The sequence below is a fragment of the Sorangium sp. So ce375 genome, assembly GCF_051473855.1.
GTDB lineage: Bacteria > Myxococcota_A > Polyangia > Polyangiales > Polyangiaceae > Sorangium.
This window is the reverse complement of record NZ_CP150335.1, coordinates 4,909,924-4,932,944: the sequence shown is the minus strand read 5'-3', so window position 1 is coordinate 4,932,944 and position 23,021 is coordinate 4,909,924. Positions and strand designations below refer to the sequence as shown.

General features: G+C 70.4%; 18 protein-coding genes. 12 read left to right on the top strand and 6 right to left on the bottom strand.

Going from position 1 to position 23,021, the window contains the following annotated elements:
- Positions 1–23: 23 nt before the first annotated feature.
- Positions 24–1,643: an SEL1-like repeat protein gene (locus WME90_RS18295; protein WP_437282435.1), complete on the bottom strand. Its 1,620-nt coding sequence runs from the start codon at positions 1,641–1,643 to the stop codon at positions 24–26.
- 124 nt (positions 1,644–1,767) lie between these two features.
- Between WME90_RS18295 and WME90_RS18290 the strand changes: the two genes are divergently transcribed.
- From WME90_RS18290 to WME90_RS18280, 3 genes are all read left to right on the top strand, one after another.
- Complete coding sequence (locus WME90_RS18290) at positions 1,768–1,914, top strand: hypothetical protein (RefSeq protein ID WP_437282434.1); 147 nt, start codon at positions 1,768–1,770, stop codon at positions 1,912–1,914.
- Positions 1,915–2,125: 211 nt separating this feature from the next.
- Entirely contained in the window at positions 2,126–3,559 is a 1,434-nt protein-coding gene (gene mgtE / locus WME90_RS18285) for a magnesium transporter (protein WP_437282433.1), read from the top strand.
- A 39-nt stretch (positions 3,560–3,598) separates the two neighbouring features.
- Positions 3,599–3,889 carry a SelT/SelW/SelH family protein gene (locus WME90_RS18280; RefSeq protein ID WP_437282432.1) on the top strand — a complete coding sequence of 97 codons (291 nt, stop codon included), beginning with the start codon at positions 3,599–3,601 and terminating at the stop codon, positions 3,887–3,889.
- Positions 3,890–4,045: 156 nt separating this feature from the next.
- Here WME90_RS18280 and WME90_RS18275 read toward each other — a convergent pair whose 3' ends face one another.
- Together WME90_RS18275 and cysK are read right to left on the bottom strand one after the other, a co-directional pair.
- Positions 4,046–5,038, bottom strand: a complete 993-nt coding sequence (locus tag WME90_RS18275; protein ID WP_437282431.1) for a serine O-acetyltransferase — start codon at positions 5,036–5,038, stop codon at positions 4,046–4,048.
- A 7-nt stretch (positions 5,039–5,045) separates the two neighbouring features.
- Positions 5,046–6,038, bottom strand: coding sequence for a cysteine synthase A (cysK, locus tag WME90_RS18270; protein ID WP_437282430.1), 993 nt, complete (start codon positions 6,036–6,038; stop codon positions 5,046–5,048).
- Between the two features lie 921 nt (positions 6,039–6,959).
- On the opposite strand from cysK, the gene WME90_RS18265 reads away from it, so the two are divergent.
- The 6 genes from WME90_RS18265 to WME90_RS18240 all read left to right on the top strand — a co-directional run bounded on the left by WME90_RS18265 (position 6,960) and on the right by WME90_RS18240 (position 14,112).
- Positions 6,960–8,198 carry a hypothetical protein gene (locus tag WME90_RS18265; protein WP_437282429.1) on the top strand — a complete coding sequence of 413 codons (1,239 nt, stop codon included), beginning with the start codon at positions 6,960–6,962 and terminating at the stop codon, positions 8,196–8,198.
- 201 nt (positions 8,199–8,399) lie between these two features.
- Complete coding sequence (locus WME90_RS18260) at positions 8,400–9,323, top strand: hypothetical protein (protein WP_437282428.1); 924 nt, start codon at positions 8,400–8,402, stop codon at positions 9,321–9,323.
- Positions 9,324–9,887: 564 nt separating this feature from the next.
- A complete protein-coding gene (gene ligD, locus WME90_RS18255; RefSeq protein ID WP_437282427.1) occupies positions 9,888–11,927 on the top strand; it encodes a DNA ligase D in 2,040 nt (679 codons plus the stop codon).
- A gap of 183 nt (positions 11,928–12,110) precedes the next feature.
- Positions 12,111–12,743 carry a hypothetical protein gene (locus WME90_RS18250; protein ID WP_437282426.1) on the top strand — a complete coding sequence of 211 codons (633 nt, stop codon included), beginning with the start codon at positions 12,111–12,113 and terminating at the stop codon, positions 12,741–12,743.
- Between the two features lie 152 nt (positions 12,744–12,895).
- Positions 12,896–13,495: an RES family NAD+ phosphorylase gene (locus tag WME90_RS18245; protein WP_437282425.1), complete on the top strand. Its 600-nt coding sequence runs from the start codon at positions 12,896–12,898 to the stop codon at positions 13,493–13,495.
- A 191-nt stretch (positions 13,496–13,686) separates the two neighbouring features.
- Positions 13,687–14,112 (top strand): hypothetical protein, encoded by a 426-nt coding sequence (locus WME90_RS18240; RefSeq protein ID WP_437282424.1) that lies wholly within the window; start codon positions 13,687–13,689, stop codon positions 14,110–14,112.
- A 52-nt stretch (positions 14,113–14,164) separates the two neighbouring features.
- Here WME90_RS18240 and WME90_RS18235 read toward each other — a convergent pair whose 3' ends face one another.
- A complete protein-coding gene (locus WME90_RS18235) occupies positions 14,165–14,773 on the bottom strand; it encodes a DUF4360 domain-containing protein (protein ID WP_437282423.1) in 609 nt (202 codons plus the stop codon).
- 265 nt (positions 14,774–15,038) lie between these two features.
- Entirely contained in the window at positions 15,039–16,877 is a 1,839-nt protein-coding gene (locus tag WME90_RS18230) for a M14 family zinc carboxypeptidase (protein WP_437282422.1), read from the bottom strand.
- Positions 16,878–16,954: 77 nt separating this feature from the next.
- Here WME90_RS18230 and WME90_RS18225 point away from each other — a divergent pair, with 77 nt between their 5' ends.
- The 3 genes from WME90_RS18225 (at position 16,955) to WME90_RS18215 (ending at position 21,447) form a co-directional block, all read left to right on the top strand.
- Positions 16,955–17,983: an extensin family protein gene (locus WME90_RS18225; RefSeq protein WP_437282421.1), complete on the top strand. Its 1,029-nt coding sequence runs from the start codon at positions 16,955–16,957 to the stop codon at positions 17,981–17,983.
- 238 nt (positions 17,984–18,221) lie between these two features.
- Positions 18,222–19,856, top strand: coding sequence for a hypothetical protein (locus WME90_RS18220; RefSeq protein WP_437282420.1), 1,635 nt, complete (start codon positions 18,222–18,224; stop codon positions 19,854–19,856).
- A gap of 49 nt (positions 19,857–19,905) precedes the next feature.
- Entirely contained in the window at positions 19,906–21,447 is a 1,542-nt protein-coding gene (locus WME90_RS18215) for a hypothetical protein (protein WP_437282419.1), read from the top strand.
- Between the two features lie 67 nt (positions 21,448–21,514).
- On the opposite strand, the gene WME90_RS18210 is transcribed toward WME90_RS18215, so the two are convergent.
- Positions 21,515–21,865: a hypothetical protein gene (locus WME90_RS18210; RefSeq protein WP_437282418.1), complete on the bottom strand. Its 351-nt coding sequence runs from the start codon at positions 21,863–21,865 to the stop codon at positions 21,515–21,517.
- Between the last annotated feature and the right edge of the window lie 1,156 nt (positions 21,866–23,021).

Here is a 23,021-nt window from a genome sequence, read left to right as displayed (position 1 = left end):
CCGAAGCGGGTGACCGCCGCTCTCTAGCGGGGAGAGCCGCCGAGGCGCTTCTGGGCCGCGCACGCGGCCTTGTCCTGCGTCCGCATGCACTGGTCTGCGTAGAAAGTACGCGCGCGCTCCTTGTCTTTGCGCTCCAGGAGCGGGCCGAACGCGTCGCACGCCTTCTTCTCTCCCCACTGCGTGCAGGCCTTCTCGTAGAGCGCGTAGGCCCGCTCCGGATCGGCGGTCACGCCGTCGCCGCGCTGCCAGATCTCGGCGGCCCGCAGGCAGCCGCCCGTGCCACACACCTTCTCGTAGAGCGAGGCGGCGCGCGCCATGTCCTTCGGAATGCCGTTCCCCTTCTCGTACATCCCGGCGAGGCTCAAGCACGCCTCGGCGCCGAAGCCCTTTTCCGGACAGCCCTTCTCGAAGAACGAATACGCCTTGGCGACGTCCTTTGGAACGCCGTCGCCTTCCGCGTAGACCGCGCCGGCGGAGTTGCAGGCGCGCATGTCTCCCAGGTTGCAACCGTGCCTGTACGCCGCGATCGCCTTCACCCCGTCCTTCGGCGCCCCCTGCCCCTTGCGAAGGATGTCCCCGAGATCGAGGCAGTCCTCGGACTGGCCGCCCTGGCACGCGCGCTGGAGCACGCCCACGGCGACCCCGACGTCCTTCGTCGCGAGCTTCCCCTCGATCAGCATCTTGCCCAGCGCGCTGCAGCTCGGCCCGTGCCCGAGATCGCAGCCGCGCCGGAGGAACGCGACCGCGCGCGTCGGGTCCTTCGGGAGGACCGCCTGCGGGCCTTCGCTGAGGTACCACTCGGCCACGCTGAAGCACGTCCAGCCGTCGCCCATCTCGCACGCCTTGTCGGCGAACTCTCGCACCTTGGCCCGCCCCGCGGCGTCCGGGGGGACCTTGGCGCTCTTCATATCGCGCAGGTGCTGCTTCGCCCGGCCGTAGCACGCCTGCGCGACGCCGGCGCCGCACGCCTTCTCGAACAGCTCCGCCGCCCTCGCGTCGTCGCGCGGAAGATCCTTGCCGCCCAGGTAGTGAATCCCGAGGTGATAGCAGCTGCCAACATCGCCCTTCCCGCACTGGGCCGCGCACGACCTGGAGTCGGCGGGCTCGCACAGGTGCGCGGGCGCGAGCGGCGGCGGCGAGCACTTCGCCCCGCCCAGCACCGTCCCGGCCGGGCACGGGTTCGACAGCGTCGGCAGCTCGTCCTCCGCGTGTTTCACGGGCGGCTCGGTCGCCGCCGCCTTCTTCGCGAGCAGCGGGACGAGCTCCAGGCGCAGCGGCGCATGGCAGCGCTCCGTCGGCGCCTGCGCGTCGGGCCTCGCGGTCCGGCAGGCCTCGAGCTCCCCATCCTTGCTCGTGGTGCCGCCCTGGCCCGACGCCGCGGCCGGCCCGGCCGCCGCAAAGATCTGATCGACCGTCCGCGCCGCCCCCCGGCTGCCAGGCGCCATCGCGAAGGCCCCGAGGAGCGCGGCGCGCACGAAGTGCGTCGCGCCGTCGCAGCTGCCCGAGAGGTCCTGCACGGAGGACGCGGTCACCGTGGTCGCCATCTTCCCCGTGGGCACGAGCGCCACGTCAATCGCGGCCGCGCCGCCGCCCTCGATCGCGGTGCTCAGCGCAGGGGCGCCGAAGGGAACGTTCGCCCGCATCTCCGCAGGGTTTGTTAATTGTATTACTTTTTCAGCCCGGGTCACGCCGGCGAAGGAGTAGGACCCTGCGAGCTTGCACTGCGCGAGGAGCTTCAGCGTCGTGCAGTCGTAGGAGACGACGGCGATGCCATCTTTCATCGCGAGCCCGAGATCGGAGCGGCGTGTCGTGAGCCAGTCGACGATGAGCGGCTCGGTGTGGCCGATGGCCGGGCACCCGCCGGTGGTCTCGCTGGCGGTGCTCGCCGGCGAGACGGTGGGCCGGGGAGGATGAACTACCACCTCGGGTTCCAGGCCCGGTCCACAGGCCATCGCTGCGAACGAGAGCCCAACCACGCACAAATCGAAGGCGCGCTTCATTGGGCCGACAGAACCATGAGCCGTGGGGTCTGGTCAATACACCGAGCGCGGCCGCACGCGGCGTACGCCGGCCCGCGCCGACCGCGCCAGGCTATGCTCGGCGCGCCCCCGCTCCCGGAGCCGCCATGAGCACGTCCAAGTCCCAGGAGAGACTGCGAGAGAGCCTGAGCCTGGTGACTACCCTGCTCGAAAAGCAACGCGTCATCGAGGCCCTGACGCACAAGCAGGAGAGCAAGAACAAAGAGCTCGTCGAGGCGCTGGTCCACCGCCAAAATCTCGCGCTACTGCAGAGGAAGCTCAGGGACCTGCACCCGGCGGACCTCGCCCACATCATCGAGGTGCTCCCGCAGGCGGACCGCCTTGTGGTGTGGGCTGAGCTCGAGCCCTACCACGCCGCACAGGTGCTGCTCGAGTCCTCGTGGTCGGTCCGCGACCGGCTCATCGCGGAGACGGAGCGCCCTCGCCTCGTCGCGCTGCTCGGCCAGCTCGATCCGGACGATCTGGCGTACATCAGCGAGTCGGTCGATCCGGAGATCGTGGCGGAGGTGTACCAGTCGCTCGACGCGCGCGAGCAGTCGCTCTTCCAGTCGACGATCGCGTACCCGGACGGCTCGGTGGGCCACCTGATGAGCCCGGAGTTCGTCTCGGTGCGCGACGGCCGGGACATCGGCGGCGCGCTGGAGGACGTGCGCCGGCGAGCCGACCTGCCGCCGCACACCGAGGCGCTGTTCGTCGTCGACGCGCGCAACGTGCTCCGCGGCGTGCTCTCGCTCAAGGACCTGCTGCTCCGCGCGCCGAACGTGCCCGTGAGCGAGGTCATGTCCACGGACGCGGTGAGCTTCACGCCCCTGGAGCGCGCGAGCGACGCGGCCAAGGCGTTCGAGCGTTACGACCTCATCGCCGCGCCGGTGGTCGACGATCGCGGCAAGCTCGTCGGCCGCTTGACCGTGGATGTGATGATGGACTTCCTGCGGCGGCAAGCCCAGAGCGAGGCGCTGCTGCACGCGGGCCTCTCGGGCGAGGAGGACTATTTCGCTCCCGCCTGGACGAGCGCGAAGAACCGCTGGCTCTGGCTCTTCGTCAACCTGCTCACGGCGTTCCTGGCCTCGCGGGTCATCGGCATCTTCGAGAGCACCATTCGTGATCTCGTGGCGCTGGCCGCGCTGATGCCCATCGTGGCGAGCGTCGGCGGCAACACGGGCAATCAGACGGTGGCGCTCGTGATCCGCGGCCTCGCGCTCGACCGGCTCACGCGGGCGAACACGGGGCACCTCCTGAAAAAAGAGCTCTTCGTGGGCCTGATGAACGGCGCGGTCTGGGGCACGCTCGTGGGGCTCGCGGCCACCGCGCTCTACGGCAGCGTCCCGCTCGGGCTGGTGATGGCCGCGGCCATCCTGCTGAACCTCGTGGTCGCGGCCATGGTCGGCTGCGCGGTGCCGCTCGTGCTCCAGCGCCTCGGCCGCGATCCGGCCCAGGGATCGAGCGTCCTGCTCACGTTCACCACCGACTGCATGGGGTTCTTCCTCTTCCTCGGGCTGGCCAGGGCATTCCTCGTCTGAGCCTGCCCGCGCGCCGATCGCTCGCGCTACGCTCGTGCCATGGACACCGCCCCCGCCCCGCAGCGGCCGCTCGTCGCGATCCGGTATTGCCCCAAATGCCGCTGGCTCACGCGCGCGGCCTGGCTCGCTCAGGAGCTGCTCATCACGTTCCCTGAGGAGATCGACGTGCTCCTGTCGCCTGGCGCGAGCGGCATCTTCGATGTCACCCTCGACGGCGCCGTCCTCTTCTCGCGCGCCGCCGAAGGCCGCTTCCCCGAGCCCAAGGAGCTCAAGCAGGCGATCCGCGACCGCGTCGCCCCCGAGCGCCCCCTAGGCCACTCGGATCGATGAGCGGCCCACCTCCCGCGAGCGCTACAGCAGAACAGCAGAGCGGTTGCCCGCACAGGAGACGGGCCCAGATCGGCGGCTTCGGCGCGGAAGCGCACTCACGTGCGCTGAGCACCGAAGCCGTCGAGGTGGGCCCGTCTCCGAAGCGGGCCCGCTGCTCTAGATGTCGAAGTCGAGGATGTTGTCTAGCTCCGAGCCGCCCACCGCGGGCGCGCCGTGGGGCGGCGAGGCGACGCGCAGCCTCGGGGCCTCGATCGCGACGCGCTGGCCGCCGGCGACGCTCTTCGTGAGGAACACCGAGCCGCCCACCACGCTCCCCTGCCCCAGCACCGTCTTGCCGCCGAGGACCGTGGCGTTCGCGTAGATGGTGACGTCGTCCTCGACGGTGGGGTGGCGCTTCACGCCGCGCGCGCCCCGTGAATGCTGGGGCAACGAGAGGGCGCCGAGCGTCACGCCCTGGTAGAGCTTGACGTGCTCGCCGATGTCGGTCGTCTCGCCGATCACGACGCCGGTGGCGTGATCGATGAAGAAGCTGTCGCCGATGTTGGCGCCCGGGTGGATGTCGGCGCCCGTCCTGGTGTGCGCCCACTCGCTCATGATGCGGGGCATGAGCGGCACGCCGAGCAGGTACAGCTCGTGCGCGACCCGGTGCACCGTCACGGCGAGGAGGCCGGGATAGGCCAGGATGATCTCGTCCACCGAGGCCGCCGCCGGATCGCCGTCGTAGGCCGCCTGCACGTCGAGCAGGAGGCGCCGCCGGACGTCCGGCAGCCGGGTGATGAACGTCCGCGCCACGTCGCGCCCCCGCTGCCGGCACTTCGGGACGTCGAGGCGGCCCGCGTCGACGGTCTCGTCCTGAAAGCAGAGACAGCGCTCGATCTGTCGCTCGAGTTTGTCCCGCAGCGTCAAGACCAGCGTGCCCACGTGGTAGAGCAGGTCCTCGTCCGTCAGGTCCTGCCGCCCGTGATAGCCCGGGTAGAAGATCTGGAGCAGGAGATCGATGATGTCGGTGATCTCCTGGCGCGACGGCATGAAGCGCTTGTTGATGTGATGCCCGCGCGCGTCCGACCGGTAGCTCGCGATCAGCGCGTCGACGATGCCGTGCAGATCGCCCGACACCTCGGAGGGGGCAGCATCACATTTCTTGCTCACGTCGACCTCACGAGGCCTTCATGGTCTCGACCTCGGCGAACATCCCTTCGAAGAGGGGCCCCGAGAGGTACCGCTCGCCGGCATCCGGGAGGACGACCACGATGGTCTTCCCTTCCCACTTGGGATCCTTCGCGAGCCGGCTCGCCGCGACCATGGCCGCGCCGCAGGAGACGCCGCAGAGGATCCCCTCCTCGCGCGCGAGGCGCCGCGACATGGCGATGGACTCCTCGTTCGAGACCGTCTCGACCTGGTCGACGAAGGAGAGATCGAGGTTCTTGGGGACGAAGCCGGCGCCGATGCCCTGGATCTTGTGCGAGGACGGGGTGAGCGGCTGGCCGGCGAGCGTCTGCGTGATGACCGGCGAATGGACCGGCTCCACCGCGACGGAGTGGAGGGCGCGACCGCGGACGCGCTCGAAGTAGCGGCTGACGCCGGTGAGCGTGCCGCCGGTCCCGACGCCCGAGACGAGGACGTCGACGTTGCCGGCGGTGTCGTCCCAGATCTCGGGGCCGGTGGTGGTCTCGTGGATCGCCGGGTTCGCCGGGTTCTCGAACTGCCGCATCAGCACGTACCGGCTGGGGTCGGAGGCGGCCAGCTCCTCGGCCTTGGCGATGGCGCCGTTCATCCCCTTGGGGCCCGGCGTCAGGAGCAGCTTGGCCCCGAGGGCCACGAGCACCTTGCGCCGCTCCATGCTCATCGTCTCCGGCATGCTGAGCACGCACTCGATCCCCCGCGAGGCGGCGGCGAAGGCCAGCGCGATGCCGGTGTTGCCGCTGGTCGCCTCGACGATCGCCTTGCCTGGGCCGAGCACGCCCCGCTGCTCGGCGTCCCAGACCATGGCCGCGCCGATGCGGCACTTGACCGAGTACGCCGGGTTGCGCCCCTCGATCTTCGCCAGCACCGTCGCGCGCGCGCCGTCGGTCACGCGACGGATGCGGACGAGCGGCGTGCGGCCGATGCTCTGTGTGTTGTCGTCGTAGACGCGGGGAAAGTTGGTCATGGGGGGCCGTGAGGGTGAGTAGGGAGGTATAGAGGAGATCCAGAGGCGCCCCTCGCTGTCAAGGCCCACGTGCGCCCCGCCGCCGTCTCGCCGCATTTCCAGACCATGGCACCGCTTCGTCCGTCGTTGACGTGACGTTGGAACGACGCCCGACGCACCAGCTCGCCCGGCGGGCGTGCGCCGCGCTCAGCGCGCCCCCTCGGCAGACCGTTGGACGTGCAACGGCCCGCCGAGGGGGCGCGGGCCGGCGAGGCGCGAGACGCCTCGAGGTCAGTCCGGCCAAGGGCGGTCGGGCCGTGGAAGGCGCGAAGTCGATTACGCGTTAGACGCGAAGCTCAGGAGCCATCCAGCTCATCGTCGGAGAGGGACTGGCCTGCTCCAGCACCCACCGGGATCTGAAGTATCCCCTCGAATTTTTCGGGAAAATTCACAGAGAGGCGGGGAGACGGGGAGTAAAATCCCACAAAACCTCCCCGTCTCCCCGCCTACCTGTTCAATTTCTCGCTAAAAATGCCGACAAATGAAGGGACTCGTCAGCGCCGCGATCTCACTGCTTCGGCCCTCGGGTACCCCGATCTCCCACGAGGAACAGGCGATGACGCAGTGCGACCAAGATGGTAGCGGTAGCGGCCAGCTCATGAGAGATCTTGCCGGAGTGCGTCATTTTTCGTCTGCTGACGCTTGATAATTCACGCCTCGTGACGCCGTGCCCTGTCGGGGCGCGGCCGGCTCACAGGCGCTCACGGGCCGTTGGGTCGCATGAAGCAGGCACGGCAGGCAGCGTGCTCCCCTGGGCAATCAACGAACCACCATGGGACTACGTCAGACCAGGTCCACCTCCTTGACGCATGCTCATGCGAACCTATTATGTAGTATTTTAGCTCTTGCCATGAGTGGCATAGGCCTCGCATCATCGCTGGCATGTTCCCCGCTGAGCCCCCTTGCGCGGAGGTCCAACTGCCGCATGACGAGGATGAACCCACTTTAATTTTCCGTCGTCCGCCGCCATCGATTGGGGGCATGGCGATGCCGTTCGAATCGCCGGCTCCGGTCATGGCAGCTCCGACGCGGCGCTCCACATCGCGCCTGCTGGCCTTGAGCGCGGCTGCCGGCCTGGGCTTCGCGGCGGTGGTCGGTGCGCTCGTCTCGATGCAGCTCGGCGCGGCGGGCTTCGATCTGCGCGCGGGCTCGGCGCTCCAGCCTGCGGCGGCCGCGGCGGCCGTCCTGCGCTCGACGGGCGTGGCGGCGCGGGTCGAGGCGAAGGCCGAGGCGGGCGCGCCGGTCCAGGCGAAGGTGGGAGCGGCTGCACCTGCCATCGCTCCCGAGGATCGCGCCGACGCGACGCTCGATCGAACGGCGGTGATCCCCATCCCCGATGGGATCATCACCATCCCTGCGTCCTTCGCGTCTGCGGATGGGGCGTACGATCTGGTGATCCACTTCCACGGGGTCAACGACGTTGTGCAGGCGGGGTTCGAGCGCGCCAGGCTCAACGCGGTCGTGATGATCATCAATCTCGGGATCAGCTCCGCGGCGTATGAGACCCAGTTCTCGATCCGCTCTTATCTGCCGGCGTTGATGGCGAAGGCGCAGGCCGCGATCGAGGCGCGCGGGCTGCGCGGCGCCCGGCTCAGGCGCGTCGCGCTCTCGGCGTTCAGCGCGGGGTACGGCGCGGTTCGCGGGCTCCTGAACCAGCCCGGGTTCACCGACAAGGTCGACGCCGTGCTCCTCCTGGACGGCATTCACACCGGCTACATGCCGCTCGACCACAGCCTGGACATGGAGCGCCTCAAGCCGTTCAGCCGCTTCGCCGAGCTGGCGGCCGCCGGCAAGAAGCTGATGTCGATCACCCATTCGGAGATCACCCCGAACGGCGATTACGCAGGCACCCACGAGAGCACGGACGCTCTCCTCAAGCTCACGGGCGCGCAGCGCTCCCCGGGCGTGGGCGCCGACGCGCAGGCGATCTACGACCTGACCGGCGAGGCGGCCGAGGCGAAGCTCCGGTTCGCCCCCCTGTCCGAGGCGCACCGGGGCGCGTTCCACGTTCGTGGTTACCCGGGCACCCAGAAGCCAGACCACGTGCGGCACCTCACCCGGATGGCGGAGACCGCGTTGCCTGATCTGGTGCGCTACTGGAGCGAGACGCCCGCGCAATGACCGGTCGCGCGTCGTGGGCGCACGAACCGTCGATACCGAGATGCGTATTACGGAGACGAGGTCGTCTTCGTTTGAGAATCCGTCACAGGGCGGCCTTGAGCGTGTAGATCACGAGTGGTGGTGAGAACGGCGGCCAGAGGATCGCGCTGATCTGCGATTGGCCCTGGCTCCTGAGATCGTCGTCTGCTACCGCGCAACGCGATGGGTCAGCCGGACCTGTTCGCCAAGCGAACGTTCGCCGAAGAGACGGAGCGCCTCACCCGAGGTGCCATCACCTGGCAGGATCCACCGGAGATCCGGCTAGAGAAGGTGCAGTGTGATGGCCTGCTCCTGATCCACCGCCCGGCTCTCCTGGTAGAGCTGGCGGCGCCTTGGCCCGAGGCGCGGGGCCACGAGGAGGTCATGGTCGAGCTGAAGCTCGCCGGGGATCACGTGGACCGGAAGGCGATAGAGAGGGCCCTCTTGCGGCGGCAGGCAAGGCAATTGCAGCGGGTCGAGGAGCAGGAGGAGCCGCCCCCCTGGGCCGGCCACGAGCCGCTCTGGCTGGTCGCCCCGCACGTGCCGGAGTGGCTGCGACGGGTGTACGCGCCCAAGCGCTTCGCGCCCGGCTGCTACCGGGTGGATCCGCTCGGGCACTGCGTGCTGTGGGTTGCGGCGAACGAGCTCCCCCTGCGGGACGAGCTCATCGCATTTCTGGTCGCCCGCTCCGGGCGAGCCCTCGACGAGTTCGGCCGGTGGGTGGCTGGACGCCGGCCCATCGAGTGGGTGCTGGCCATGCTAGAGTACCTGGCGATGTCAGCGACGACCCGAGAGGAGCTCCTGTGGACGTTCGGCAAGGCCGAGGACCCGGAGGTGGAGGCCCGGCGGCAGCGCATCCTCGAGGTGCTGCTGGAAGCGAGCCCGCAGGTCCAGGAGCGGCTGATCGAGAAGGGCATCGAGAAGGGCATCGGCAAAGGACGTCTGGCCGAGGCCCGCGCTGCCCTGCGACGTGTGTTCGCTCGCCGGCAGCTCGCGCTGAGCCCGGTGGAAGACGCTCGCATCGAGGCGTGCGTCGAGCTGGCCACCCTGGAACGGTGGCACGACCAAGCCATCACTGCGACGAGCGTCTTCGAGGCGCTGCAGTAGCTCGCTCCCGCACCGGGCGTACGCCATGTCGCTCGCCCCTCGCGGCAGCGGCTTGACCCGTCCACGCCGCCCGGAACGACCATCCGACCATCGCAGCGGCGGCAACGCGCAGCACCCTCGTTGAATCGTGCGGTCTGTCGCCGATTTCATCGGGTCCGTCCTTCCTCGATCTCACCCACCCGCGCGGCCCTGCGCGCATGTTCATTTCAGACGCTGTGACATGCGTGGGAATCGGGATGCTGTGCCGGGATCCTGTGCGTGAGGGCCGAGGAGCTCCGCTGCGCATCGCCGCGGTTGGCACGCAAGGGGAGGATGCGTGCGTGGCAGATCGCCGCACTCTGGGGCGCGAATGCCGAGCTCAGCCGGCTGCGCCACGGCCAGGAACGGGAAACCGCCGGCAGACGAAGATGCCATTGCGGTATCGGAATTGCTTTTTCCACCAAAAGAAACGGTGGCGTGATGATAACCGGACAAAGACAAGCGCAAAGCGCGGCGCGGCGGACTCAAGAGGTGCGACCCGCAACCCCGACCGCCCGCCGTAAACGTGGTGTGGCGGCGGCCGACGTGGACAGCCAGCGCTCGCCCGCGGCGACGAGAGAGGCGAACACCACCGCGGCGCGCCCGACCCTGACCTACGCGGACGCGCTCGAGGGCGCCAGGAAAGGGCCGTTCCCGAGCGAGATCGAGCCCCAGCTCGCGACGCTCGTCACCGGGCCACCTCCGGGCGAGGGGTGGCTCTACGAGGTCAAGCTCGACGGCTACCGCATGCTCGCGAAGCTCCGCGGTGGTCGCGTCACGCTCCTGACCCGCCGCGGCCAGGACTGGACCGAGAAGTTCACGGGCGTCTGCAGCGAGCTCGCCCGGCTGCCTGCGCGGGAAGCCGTGCTGGACGGCGAGATCGTCGTTGTGGGGCAGGACGGCGTGACCGACTTTCAGGCCCTCCAGAACGCGCTCGGCGACGGGAACGGCGGGCGCGCGGGGCGCCTGATGTACTTCGCCTTCGACCTGCTCTACCTGGACGGCCGCGATCTCCGCGGGTGCACGCAGGTCACCCGCAAGCGAGCGCTCAAGGCGCTGCTCGCGGAAGCGCCGGAGGAAGGGCCGCTGCGCTACACGGAGCACGTCGCGGAGGAGGGCTCCGCCGTCGTGCAACACGCGTGCAGGCTCGGGATCGAGGGCGTCATCGCGAAGCGCCCGGAGGCTCCCTACCGGAGCGGGCGCGGCGATAGCTGGCTCAAGGTGAAGTGTGGGCGGCGCCAGGAGTTCGTCATCGTCGGCTTCACCGAGCCGTCCGGCGCCCGAAAAGGGCTGGGGGCGATCCTCGTCGGCGTGAACAGGTCAGGCAAGCTCGCCTACGCCGGCAAGGTCGGCACGGGCTTCAGCAGCAAGACGCTGACGACCCTGCGCAGCCGCCTCGATCCGATCGTGCGCGCCACGGCGGCCTGCTCAGGGGCGCCGCGCACGCGCGGCGCGCGCTGGGTCGAGCCCAGGCTCGTCGCGGAGGTCCGCTTTTCCGCGTGGACGCGCGACGGACGGCTGCGACACCCCTCCTTCGAGGGGCTCCGCGAGGACCGCACGCCGGAGTCGGTCACCGTGGAGCGCGAGCAGCCTCCGCCTCCATCGCGACCGGCCGAGGCGGCCGGCGCGGCGCCGGGGGGGACCGCGAGCACGACGGGCGGCAAGACCCCGCGCGGCGGTGAGAGCAGCGGCGGGCGACGGGTCGACGTCGCCGGGGTGCCGCTGACGAACCCCGACAAGGTGCTCTATCCGGCGCAAGGCATCACGAAGCTCGCTCTCGCCCGGTACTACGACCAGGTCGCCGAGCACATGCTGCCCCACGCCGAGAAGCGGCTGCTCACGCTGGTCCGCTGCCCCGCGGGCCAGGGCAAACCTTGCTTCTTTCAAAGGCACGAGGCCGAGGGGCTCTCCGAGTCCATCCGGCGGATGGCCGTCGAGGAAGACGACGGCGAGCGCACCTATCTCTATATCGAGACCCCCGAAGGGCTCGTGTCGCTCGTCCAGCTGGGGGCGCTCGAGGTGCACCTCTGGGGGAGCCGCGTCGACCGGATCGAGCAGCCCGACAGGATGGTGTTCGACCTCGATCCCGCGCCGGATCTCCCGTGGGAGCGCGTGGCGCACGCCGCGACGACGACGCGGCGCCTCCTTGAATCGCTGGGGCTGCAGAGCTTCGTCAAGACGACCGGCGGCAAAGGCCTCCACGTCGTGGTCCCGATAGCGCCGCGCAGGAGCTGGGACGAGGTGAAGTCGTTCACGAAGGCCGTGGCCGACGCGCTCGTGCGCTTCGATCCGACGCGGTTCACCGCGACGATGTCGAAGGCCAAGCGCGCCGGCAAGGTCTTCGTCGATTACCTGCGGAACGGGCGCGGCGCGACCGCTGTCGCGCCCTACTCGACACGGGCGCGCCCCGGCGCAGCCGTCGCGACGCCGCTCTCGTGGGACGAGCTCGACGCGCCGCTCGATCCTTCCTCGTTCACCATCGAGACCGTGCCGCAGCGCCTCGCCGCGATCCGGGATCCCTGGGCAGAGCTCACGCGCGTGCGCCAGTCGATCACCAGCGCGATGCTGAAACAGGTCGGGCTCTGACCTGCTCCCCGACGCCCCCGACAAACTCAGGAGGCGGTGAGCTCACCGAAGAAGAACGACACCAGCGACACAGCGAATGGCCTTCACTGACGTTCCGTTCAGCATGGTCGTAATGACGCGGAAAGATGGCGTGCGCTTGGTTGACGGCGCTGCGCGCGCGCTGCATCGTCCCCTGGATCGGCCATGGCCAAGGATCGGGACTCCAGCGCCCTTTCGGAAATTGCAGAGCGACTCCAGCAGTTCGACGGTGAACCGCTGCGGGTCGAGTTTCTGGCGCGCGGCATCGACGCGCTCACCCAGGTCGCGGAGCGGCTCGATCAGAGCGAGCTTGGCGAGGTGGTCGCGTCGCCCAGCAACGCGGACGCCCTGGTGACGGCGCTCACGCAGCCGAGCGCCGTCGGCCTCTTCTCCGCTGCGGATCCGCTCACGCCGGCCCGCCTCCGCGGCCTCCAGGCGAGGGACGCGCTCCTCGCGGCCGAGGGGGGCACGCTCACCGCGGAGGAGGTCGGCGAGGGGCTCCACCTCCCGCCCCAGGCGATCGAAGCACGGCGCGCCTCCGGAAGGCTGCTGGCCGTCAGCATCGGCCGTCGTGGCCACCTCTACCCCGCATGGCAATTTGCGGACGAGGGCGTGCTGCCGGGAATGGAAGAGATCCTGGCCCTCCTCGACGCGCACCCCCCGCTGGCGAAGGTCCGCTTCTTCCTTTCCGGCAACCACCGCCTCGACGGCGAGCGCCCGCTCGACCGGCTCCGCCGCGGCGAGCTGGACCCGGTGCGGCTCGCCGCCCGCACTTTCGGTGAGCAAGGCGCGGCCTGAGAACGCGCCGCGATGACGAGGCCGCCGCGCTCGCCAGGGATCCAGGCGAATACGCTCCGCGCACGGGGCGCCGGACATGCGGGGCCGGAGCACGGGTGGGACGTCGAGCGCGTCGTCCGTGCTGTCGATCGTCCGTGCGGAACAGATTGGCCATGAAAATAACGCTCGGGGCCCATCCGGACCCGCCCCTCGATCTCGCGACGAGGCCGCTCCCGATCGCGCTCTTCCGGCGGAGCTGGTTCCGGATCCACTGGCTCACGCGCGATCCCATGTACTTCGGTCGCTCGGGCGACAACCGCTTCGACGCGCCTGATAGCGAGTTCGGGGTGCTGTACGCCGGAAAAGACGCGCGCTGCGCCTTCATCGAGGTGTTCGGCAGCGCGACCGGCGTGCACTTCGTCGAGCAAAGCGAGCTGGCCGCGCGGGGGCTCGCGCGCATCGCGCCGCGGCGGCCGCTGCGGCTCGTGAACCTCACGGGAGAGGGGCTTGCGCGGGTCGGGGCGGACGCCCGCTTGACCTCGGGGGAATCCTACCAGGCCGCTCGCCGCTGGGCGCTCGCGATCCATGACCACCCGAGGAAACCCGACGGCATCGCGTACGCCGCGCGCCACGATCCGAGCCGCATCTGCGCGGCCCTCTTCGAGCGCGCCAGCGCGGAGCTCGAGGTGACCCGGCTCGGCCCCCTGACGGATCCGGCGCACGCGGCGCTCCTCGCCAGGCTTCTTGATACCTACAAGTTCGGGCTCGTCTGACCCTCGATGAGCGCGCGGCGGCGCGCCGTCCCAGGGCGCTCCGTCGGGCGCGGCGCCCGAGCCGGCGCCCCCGTGCGAGCTCCGCGCGCGCGCGTCGGCACAGCCGGTGCTTCTCCTCGAGGCAGGCGCGCTGCGGCGGCGCCGCGATGGGCGGAGATCGCGGGGCGCTCGGCCGAGCGGCGGGGGGTCCGATGGAAATCAAGAATCTGCGGCTGGAAACAGGCTATCTCGTGGAGCCCATACCGCTCCAGAAGGGGATTTCGGCTCACCAGATCCAGATCACCTCGGTGGGCGGACAGGGGTCGTCTCGCGTCCGGATCTCGCTCGATCCCAACAGCTGCACGGTGGACAGCTTCGGCGAGGCCAAGGCGTGCACGCGGGTGGCGCCGCTCCAGATCGAGGCGGACGTGGAGCTCCTCGAGGCGTGCGACGACAAGCAGCTGCTCGCCATCAAGTTCAAAGAAGGCAACGGGCCAGCGGTCCGGCTCGCGCTCCTGCCCCTCTGCGGCACAGGCAGGGAGGCGATCGTCGCGCGGCTCCTGATCTTCGGGGAGGACGGGGAGATCATGGCCATCCTGCCGATGCAGGGCGCGGCGGCGGGCTGCTTGGTGGCATGAGCCAGCCTGGCGCGGCACCGCCGCGCCAGGCCCGCCGGGCGCCGCGCCGACCTCAGGGGCCGGGACAGGGGCGGAACATGAGGCCGTACTCCATCCGGACCTGGAGGTCGGTCGTGTCGTTGGTGAGCACCCCGGAGTTCGCCGGCGCGAGCCGGTTCGTGACGTAGAGGCTCGTCTTGATGTTGAGCGGCCGCACGGTGCCGCACTCGGACCAGACCGTGGTCGTGAAGGTGTCCGTGCGCGAGAAGTCGCTCGTGAACGGCCCGATCATGCTCCACCTGAGCGGCCCCGACGTGAGCGGCGATCCCGAGAAATAATACGATGTCTCGTGGTTCCCCTGGACGCCCCCCTCCAGGTCGGCGAACCCTCGGTACGTGGCGTCGAAGACGGCCACTTGCCACCCCGGATCGAACCGCAGATCCACGGCCAGCTGGCAGAACGCACGGTTCGCGGCGCGGGCGGTGCCCGGGCCGGTGTGCGCCTCGAACTGGTCGAAGATGACGGTCAGCGCCTTCTGATCAGGGGTGATCACCCCCGCGGCGGAGCCGACGGGACAGCCGCTGCCAGCATAGGTGAAGTTCTCGATCCGCGCGCTCTGCGCCAGCGCAGGAAAGGCGAAGAGAAACGCCGAAGAAAAGCCGAACGCCCATCGCAGGAACATCGTCTCCCCCTTTCGCCGTCAGGCGACATCACATCGCCGTGCGTCGTCGGCGACGCGCGCGTCACCGCGGTCGCACGCCAGCCGACATGTCGTGACGAGCATGCGATGCTCGGGCGCTCCGCGCAACCCGAGCGGGGTGTTATCGCCCGGCGTCGGCGCCGCAGACTGGCAGGAATCTATCGATTGATGTGAGGCCCGCGGGGCTCACGGACATTCGACCTGATCCGGAGCGCAGACGAAGCAGGCGAAAGAGAGGAGAGGCTCGTCATGGAGCCCCGTCGACGCGGAATACCGGGACGAGGTTCAATCGCTCGTCCCAGGACGGATGGCGCTTGTAGAAGAAATCGAGCCGAGCCTTCGAGTCCTTCGCGAACGCAGGATCGCGCAGGCGCGCCTCGAACTCGACGCGCAGCGCCGGATCTGCCGCCAGCATGGCGCGGGCCTCCTCCTCGGCGACGTAGGCCTCCATGTACTCCTTGCGCTCGAAGGAGGCGTTGAAAAAGCCCCAGGCGACGAGGGAGTCGGGCGCGAGCGGCTCGAGGAGGTGCAGGACGAGGGGCGCCCGCGGCTGCGCGATGGGGATGAACAGCGAGCCACCCGGCAGATCCTGTCGCTCGGGCCGGAAGGCGCCCTGGAGCTTCACGCGCGTCCGGCCCTCGAAGGGCTGCTCGAACGCCGCCGTGTCGGCCCGGAACGCCTCGACGGCGAAGCCGGGGCGAGCCTCGGGGAGGACCTGGTAACGCACGCCGTGCAGGCGCAGCTTGTCGGCCACCCAGGCCGCGTGCGCCGCCGGGACGACGTAGCCGGCCCCGGGCGCGGTGACGGTCAGATCCGGCTGGATCCGGTCGAACAGCGGCACGCGCCAGATCTCCGGGCGAGCCTCGTCGTAGCGGGTCCACGTGCCGCCCGAGATCTCCGAGGCGCGCTTCTCGTAGGCGAACCCTCGGAACGGGAAGATGCGCGGGACCGGCCCCGCGCTGTGCGTGAGGGCGACGGGGGCGCCGGCGAGGCGCGCGCTCGCGGCGTCGGCGCGCCCGACCGCGGCGTGGAGCGAGCCGGCGTCGGACGCGGCGCGCTCGAAGAGCGCCGCGAGGAGATCGTGGACCGCGCGCACGCGCTCCGCGTGGGTGGCCCAGCTGTGCGTCTCGACGAGCACGCCGATGCGGTTGCGGGCAGCGCTGTAGGACTGCGAGAAGCGCGGCGGCCCCGGCGCGGTGGAGATCCCCGACGAGGGGTCGTCGTCCTCGCGGAAGGCGGGATAGAACGGGAGCGGCAGGTGACCGAGCGCCGAGAGGCGCGCCTGGAGCGCCCCGGAGAGGCTGCGCGCCACGGTGTCGAGGCCGCCGGGGTGCGGCACCGACGGCTCGACGAGCACGGCGACGTCGTGCTGGAACTTCGCGCCGTCGGTCGTGTGCAGGTCGACCTGGACCACCGGATCCCAGGCGTCGAGGAGCCCGAGCATCGCCCGCATCTCGGGCGCCTCGGCCTTCATGTAATCGCGGTTCAGGTTGAGGTTCTGCGCGGTGGCGCGGAAGCCCATCTCTTCAGGGCCGCGCTGGTTGGGCCGATGGTTTCGACCGAACCGCTCGTGACCGTCGACGTTGAACACCGGCACGAACACGGCCGTGGCCGCCGCGAGGGCGCCGGGCGCCATCGCGCCGTCGAGCAGCTCGCGGAGCGCCCAGAAGCCGCCGTCCTTGCCGTCGATCTCGCCGGCGTGGATGCCGCCCTGGAACAGGATCACCGGGCGCCGCTTCGCCCGCGCCGCCGCGGGGTCGAGCGTGCCGTCGGCGGAGGCGGCGATCGCGAGCATGGGCCTGCCCTCGGGCGTCGTGCCGAAACGGACGCAGCGGGCGCGGCCCGGATAGGCCTGCTCGAAGCCGCGGCACAGCCGCTCGACCTCGGCGTAGCGCCCCGTGCGCCGGAAGCCGGTCCGTTCGGCCTCGGTGACGAGCGCGGGCGGCGTTTCGTGCCGCGCAGACCGCGCACGCCCGCCGCTGTCCGGCGCGCCCCGCGCCGGGGCCTGGCGGGCCGCGAGCAGCGCGGCCAGCGCGATCCCGAGCGAGGTGGTGCGATGAAGGACGGCGACGCGGGGGCGAGACATCGCGCGAGTCGAGCAAATTCCGCGCTGAGCGGCAAGGCGTGCTCCCTCACGCCGGAGGGAGGTAAGCTGCGCCGAGGATGAGCGCGCTCCCTTCCCGCTCTCGCCGTGCGCTGGCCCTCGGGGCGGTGCTCCTCGGCGGCGCGCTGCTGACCCCGCTCGGCATCGCGTCCCTGCGCCGCGCCCGCGCGGAGCGGGTCGATGTACACGCGGGGGATCCAGCAGCGGCGACGCCCGGTCCTGCCGGCGCGGCGACGGGGCTCGCGGACGGCGGGGCCGGCCTGCAAGGCGGCGAGGCCAGCTCGCTGGCGGACGGCGGGATCGACATGTCGGACGGCGGCGGGGACGCGGGCGGCGCGCGGTTCGAGCTGCCCGCGTGGTCCGCCGCGTCGCGCGCGGCCACCTACGGCGGGCTCTCGGCCGACGCTTGCGACAGGGAGATGAAGCGCCGCGGGATCCCGCACGCCCCGGCGCGCGGCGCCCCGCTGGTCGACCGGCCGATCAGGATCACCGGCCCGTTGCACGGGGTCACGTTCCGCGGCGACGGCGTGGCGAAGCCCAGGTCGGCCTCTCCGTTCGACATCGCCGACTGCCGGCTGGTCCTCGCGCTCGACGATCTCGCGACCTTCCTCGCGACGCGCGGGGTCGTCGAGGTGGTGCACTTCAGCATGCACCGGCCCGCTCCAGCCGGCGCTGTCGCGCCGGCGAAGGCTCCCGCGAAGCCGCTGGCAGGCAAGAAGACGCCGAAGGGCGCCGGCAAGGCGGCGAAGCCGGTCGAGCGCGCCGCGAAGAAGCCGGCGGCGGCGCCCGCGCGCCCAAGCCAGCACGCCCTCGGGCTCGCCATCGACGTGGCCGCGTTCGTGAAGGCCGACGGCACCCGGCTCGACGTGAAGGCCGACTGGCTCGGCGCCATCGGCGCGCCGCCGTGCGGCCCCGGGTCGGAGCCGATGGAGCCTAGCGCCCACGCCGTCGAGCTACGGGAGCTCATCTGCGCCATTTCCACGAGAGGGTTGTTCAACGTCGTCCTCACGCCCAACGCGAACGAGGCGCACGCGGACCATTTCCATTTCGATATCAAGCGAGACGCGCACTACTTTTTGCTGGAGTGAGCGCGTGTCACGGCGCGGTGTCGCTCCTCTGCACTGGATGGATCGAGCGCCCGCCCGAAGCGAAAGGCCCGCACAACCCGCTGACCAGCGGGCCGCATTGCGTTATCGAGAGACATTTTCCACGGGCAAATGCTCCTTGATGCGGTTCCTGCTGGTTGACGCCGCGCGGCCGGCGCAACTACCGTGCACGCGGAATATGGGGATCGAGGGCAAAGCCACCACGCGGTGCTGAGGTTCCATGTCGAGGCGCTGGCCGTGCACGCGGAATATGGGGATCGAGGGCAAAGCCACCAGGGGAGCGTCCGTTGTCGCGGTTGCGCTCTGCGTATGGACCGCGAGCTCATCGACCGCGTGCACGTACTCCGATGGCTGCTGGGAGACGCGCACCTGCGCTCCGGATCCGGAGCCGCCGCCCGGACCGTGCGAGGGAGAGCCCGGCACGGCGCCGGCGCTCGACGAGTGCGGGGTGTTCGTCAGCGAGCATGGCGACGACGACGACCCCGGCACGAAGGACGCGCCGGTGAAGACGCTTCAGCGCGCGGTCGGGCTGGCCGCGAACGGACGAGGCGGCGGCGAGCTGCCGACCCGGCGCGTGTACGCGTGCAGCGAGGTGTTCGAGGAGGCGATCTCGCTGCCCTCGGGCGTCGATCTCTGGGGCGGCCGCCTCTGCGAGGGGGGCGACTGGTCGTTCGGCGGGCCCGCTCGGCGGACGACCATCGCGCCGCCCGGGGGGGTCCCGCTGCGCGTCATCGAGGGAGAGGACGCGACGTCGACGATCTCCGGCGTGCGCGTCGTGGCGGCGGACGCCTCGGCGATCGACGGCAGGTCGTCGATCGCGGTGATCCTGAGCTACGGCGCCAGGGTGAAGCTGGTGTCGAGCGTGGTCATCGCGGGCAACGGCAAGGACGGGGAGCCCGGCGAGGACGCGGCGAGCGCCCGCGCGGAGAGCGGGCAGTTCGGGAACGACGGGGCGGACGCCTGCACGGCGGGCGCCGCAACGGGTGCCCTCCCGGTCGTGACCGCGTGCGGCGAGGGCATCGAGTCGACGGGCGGGTACGGGGGCGACGGCGGGATCGAGCGGGGCGGCGACGGCGCTCCGGGACAGCCTGAGCCCGCACCGAACCCCGGGAACTGGGGCCTGGGAGGAGCCGGCGCAGGCAGCATGGCGTGCAGCAACGGGAACGATGGCGCGCCCGGCGAGGACCGTGGCCGCGCCGGCGGCGCGGCCGGCATTGGCTCTCTCACCGACGACGGGTGGATCGGTGTCCGCGGTGACGACGGGGAGCGGGGCGGCGTCGGCCAGGCCGGGGGCGGCGGGGGCGGAAGCAAATCGCGCGACGGCGAGAGTCTCCGCGTGTGCCCGGCCTCCCGACCCCAGACCGGGGCGGCCGGCGGCTCGGGGGGCGGCGGCGGCTGCGGTGGCCTGGGCGGCAAGGGCGGCGGCTACGGCGGCGCGAGCATCGGCATCGTGGCGCTGGAGGGCACGGAGCTCACCATCGAGGCCACCGAGGTGTTCGCGAGCCGCGGCGGGAACGGGGGGACTGGCGGAACGGGCCAACCGGGCGGCTTCGGCCAACACGGCGGGTACGGTGGCAAGGCGCCGGACGGGATGTGGAACGCCTGCCATGGCGGCTTAGGGGGCAACGGCGGCCGCGGGGGCGACGCCGGCGGCGGGCTCGGCGGCTCGTCCGTCGGCGTCGCCTACATGGTCCCCAACCTGGCCCTCCGGCCCGGCGCCGTGATCAAGGTCGGACCGGCTGGCGAGGGCGGTCTCGCGGGGAACGCCGCCACGAACGATGAGGCTGGCAAAGGCGGTTCCGGTCCTTCGGCGGAGACCCAGGCGTTCAGCGGGCCGAACGAGCTGCCCCGTTAGCGCCTTGGATAACGTGCGTCCCCAGGGACGCTTCCGGTGAGGCATGCCCATGCGCGTGAAGTCCGTGTTCCTTCCGTTCGTCGTCCTGCCGCTCGCCATGGCCGGCTGCGGGAACTCTCCGGAGGTGAACGAGCCGGGCGGCGCACCGCCGTGCGACGCTCCGTCCGCCTGTCCGGGCGATGCCGTCCCGGAGTCGGCGTGCCTCGAGGAACTCGCCGCGGATCGCGCCATGGACGGCTGCGGGGTGTTCGTCAACAGCGAGATCCTCGACGGCAACGACGCGAACCCCGGCACGAAGGACCGGCCGGTTCGCTCGATCCAGCGGGCGATCGAGCTCGCTCGCACCGGGCGCGGTCGCGTGTTCGTGACCACCGATACCTTCGTAGGGGCGATCAGGCTTCCTTCCGGCGTGGACATCCATGGCGGCTTCGACTTCCTCGAATGGAGGCGCCGGAGCAGCGACAACAGCGGCCGCATCGATTCCGAGGTGGATGCGCGGATCGGGGTAATCGTCGAGCCGGCGCGCCCCGGCGACACGGGGGCCGCGGACGGGGTCTCGACGCTCGATCGCGTGAGGGTCCAGAGCGGGGCCCCCATCGGGGTGCTCGTTCAGTCCAACACCGCGGTGGAGATCGTCCGCAGCGAGATCAGGACGCTCTATTACGGCACTGCGGGCCACGACGGGGAGGCATGGCCGAGCCGAGCAGCGGCTGGCCCCGATGGCCTGCTCGGTGAGGACTCGTGCTCCGCCGCCAGGATCCCCGGGGGCTCGGCGGTGACGAACCCGTGTGACGACGGAACGTCGAGCACCGGCGGCAAAGGCGGTGATGGGCTGCCCTCGGGAGCCGAGGACGGGGCCACCGGCGAACCGGTGCCGGTGGCCGATCCGACCTCAGGCCTCGGCGGCGGCGCGGAGCGTGAGGAGAGCGCCTGCTGGAACGGCCAGTCCGGGCTCTCCGGGTCCTCGGGAACGGCGGGGGCGGCCGGCCAGGGCATCGGGCGCCTCACCGAGACGGGATGGGAGGGCGACAAGGGGACGGACGGCGGTTGGGGAACGCCGGGCCAGGGCGGAGGCGGAGGTGGCGGCCGGCGCGGCGGGCTCGCCGTGTGCATGGCGGCGGACAAGGGAGGGGCCGGCGGCGGCTCTGGAGGCGCTGGCGGCTGTGGAGGCCGAGGGGGTCGAGCCGGCGAGAACGGCTCGCCGTCGATCGGCATCGCCGCGCTGCACGCCAGGGTGACGGTCCGGGACAGCATCATCAAGGCGCCCGCCGGTGGGGCGGGAGGCGACGGAGGGCCGCCCCAGCAAGGCGGCAAACCCGGACGAGGTGGGTACGGCGGCGACGGCTTCGACGCCGCACCGGCGTGCCGCGGTGGCAGCGGCGGCTATGGAGGCGACGGCGGCTACGGCGGCCCCGGGCGAGGCGGCGACGTGATCGGGATCGCCTACCTCGACGAGGACCAGCTCACGCTGGAGGGGGTCACGTACGAGCTGGGCCTGCCGGGCCCAGGCGGCGTCAGCTGGAGCCAGGACGGCACCATGACGACGGGAGAGGATGGCGTCGCGGTGGAGACGCTGCGCTTCCCTGAGTAGGCAGTGTCGCAAGGCTTTCCTGAGTAGGCAGTATCGCAAGCGAGCTCCTACGCTGACGGGCGCCTCGTCACTTCTGCGTATCAGGAGCAGATTCGGTGCCGCGACGAACGAAGATCTTCAAAATAGACTCGATCATCGTCCGCAGCTCTCGTGGAGGCTGGCGCGTAGTCGTCCACTCCAGCACCAAGCCGACCAACCTTCGGACGAAGTCACGGTCAGCCTGCCGCACGACCAGCGTCGTCGTCACCTCTCTAGATAGAATCGCATCGAAGGCGTCTCCCATCGCGCACAGAGTCCCTAACCATTCATTCGTCGGGAGCTCGGACACCGGCGCACCGAGGTCAAGCGACTCCACGATCGCAGATAGACAGTTGAGCCCCTCAGAGAGCGCCTGCGCCACTTGCCGCTCACGCGTCATTCCCCCGCTCCCCTATTTGTCAAACTGATAGCGACAAAGCCAGGTTCCAATCGGATTGATGACAGTGCAGTTGTCTGCATTTGAATACTGATAAGATCATGTCCACGTGGGCTTGCCACCCTTGCACCAGTACAGATCGCCAACTCCGCTACTCGGGCTATACGGATGCGAAGCGTGATGAACGCAGTGGGCGCCGATCGCCTCACACTGGTCTACGCACGTATTGCTGCCGGGGGATGCGCAATTCACCTGGGCTGCTGCCTCAACCGCTTCGCTGCACTCGGAACGCTCCAGCTCGTCTTGCGGATCCGGTGGCGCATATCCGAAGCCTCCGGCCCCACCCGGGGTGATGATGCCTGCGCCGACGCCCTCATCACGACCATCCCGAAGGTAGCACTCACCCATGTCGTAGTTGCACGCAGCAACGAAGCCACAGATCAGAACTACACTAGCCTTCATATCGCCTCCAGTCGCAAAACTGGTCCGACGGTCGACCTAACCGCCATATCGTCAGGGAGCATCTGCCCGCATGGAGACGACGCTATCATAGGGAGCCGCTGCATGGTGCAATGCCCACCTTGACACTATCGCCGGAGGTTGCCCCAGATCAGCAGGAAGGCGGTCATGACGCCAAGGCCGCCAAGAGGAGATAGTAAGGGCCGTCCCGGCATTTCGCCTCCTATTCCCCTGGTTTCTTGGCGTCATGGCGGTTTGCCTCCCAGACCGACTTCCCGTAGTAGAGTTAAGCTCACGCCCCGTGGCTCGCCGCAGGTTCGCTAACGAACTGCACCACTCGATACTCTTCTCAGTCGCGCGTGACGTCAATGGGTAACAAGGCGCACAAATTCTGTCCGTACGCCAATGGGGCTCGCCAGCGCATCGGGCGTATCACCGAGGCGGGAGGACAAGGCGGCAGACGGAGGCAGGGGCATGCCGGGCCAGGGCGGAGGCGGCGGTCGGCGCGGCGGGCTCGCCGTGTGCACGGCGGCGGCTCTGGAGGCGCTGGCGGCTGTGGCGGCCGAGGTGGCGAGAACGGCTCGCCGTCGATCGCGCTGCACGCCAGGGTGACGGTCCGGGACGGCGTAATCAAGGCGCCCGTCGATGGGACGGGAGGCGACGGAGGGCCGCCCCTGCAAGGTGGCGAACCCGGACGATG

Coding starts and splice junctions, on each gene's coding strand:
- WME90_RS18250 (WP_437282426.1), top strand. CDS start 12,111: ATGGCCAAGGATCGGGACTCCAGCGCCCTTTCGGAAATTGCAGAGCGA.
- WME90_RS18265 (WP_437282429.1), top strand. CDS start 6,960: ATGTTCCCCGCTGAGCCCCCTTGCGCGGAGGTCCAACTGCCGCATGAC.
- cysK (WP_437282430.1), bottom strand. CDS start 6,038: ATGACCAACTTTCCCCGCGTCTACGACGACAACACACAGAGCATCGGC.
- WME90_RS18210 (WP_437282418.1), bottom strand. CDS start 21,865: ATGACGCGTGAGCGGCAAGTGGCGCAGGCGCTCTCTGAGGGGCTCAAC.
- mgtE (WP_437282433.1), top strand. CDS start 2,126: ATGAGCACGTCCAAGTCCCAGGAGAGACTGCGAGAGAGCCTGAGCCTG.
- WME90_RS18290 (WP_437282434.1), top strand. CDS start 1,768: ATGCCATCTTTCATCGCGAGCCCGAGATCGGAGCGGCGTGTCGTGAGC.
- WME90_RS18245 (WP_437282425.1), top strand. CDS start 12,896: ATGAAAATAACGCTCGGGGCCCATCCGGACCCGCCCCTCGATCTCGCG.
- WME90_RS18280 (WP_437282432.1), top strand. CDS start 3,599: ATGGACACCGCCCCCGCCCCGCAGCGGCCGCTCGTCGCGATCCGGTAT.
- WME90_RS18220 (WP_437282420.1), top strand. CDS start 18,222: ATGTCGAGGCGCTGGCCGTGCACGCGGAATATGGGGATCGAGGGCAAA.
- WME90_RS18230 (WP_437282422.1), bottom strand. CDS start 16,877: ATGTCTCGCCCCCGCGTCGCCGTCCTTCATCGCACCACCTCGCTCGGG.
- WME90_RS18260 (WP_437282428.1), top strand. CDS start 8,400: ATGGGTCAGCCGGACCTGTTCGCCAAGCGAACGTTCGCCGAAGAGACG.
- WME90_RS18235 (WP_437282423.1), bottom strand. CDS start 14,773: ATGTTCCTGCGATGGGCGTTCGGCTTTTCTTCGGCGTTTCTCTTCGCC.
- WME90_RS18215 (WP_437282419.1), top strand. CDS start 19,906: ATGCGCGTGAAGTCCGTGTTCCTTCCGTTCGTCGTCCTGCCGCTCGCC.
- WME90_RS18225 (WP_437282421.1), top strand. CDS start 16,955: ATGAGCGCGCTCCCTTCCCGCTCTCGCCGTGCGCTGGCCCTCGGGGCG.
- WME90_RS18240 (WP_437282424.1), top strand. CDS start 13,687: ATGGAAATCAAGAATCTGCGGCTGGAAACAGGCTATCTCGTGGAGCCC.
- WME90_RS18295 (WP_437282435.1), bottom strand. CDS start 1,643: ATGCGGGCGAACGTTCCCTTCGGCGCCCCTGCGCTGAGCACCGCGATC.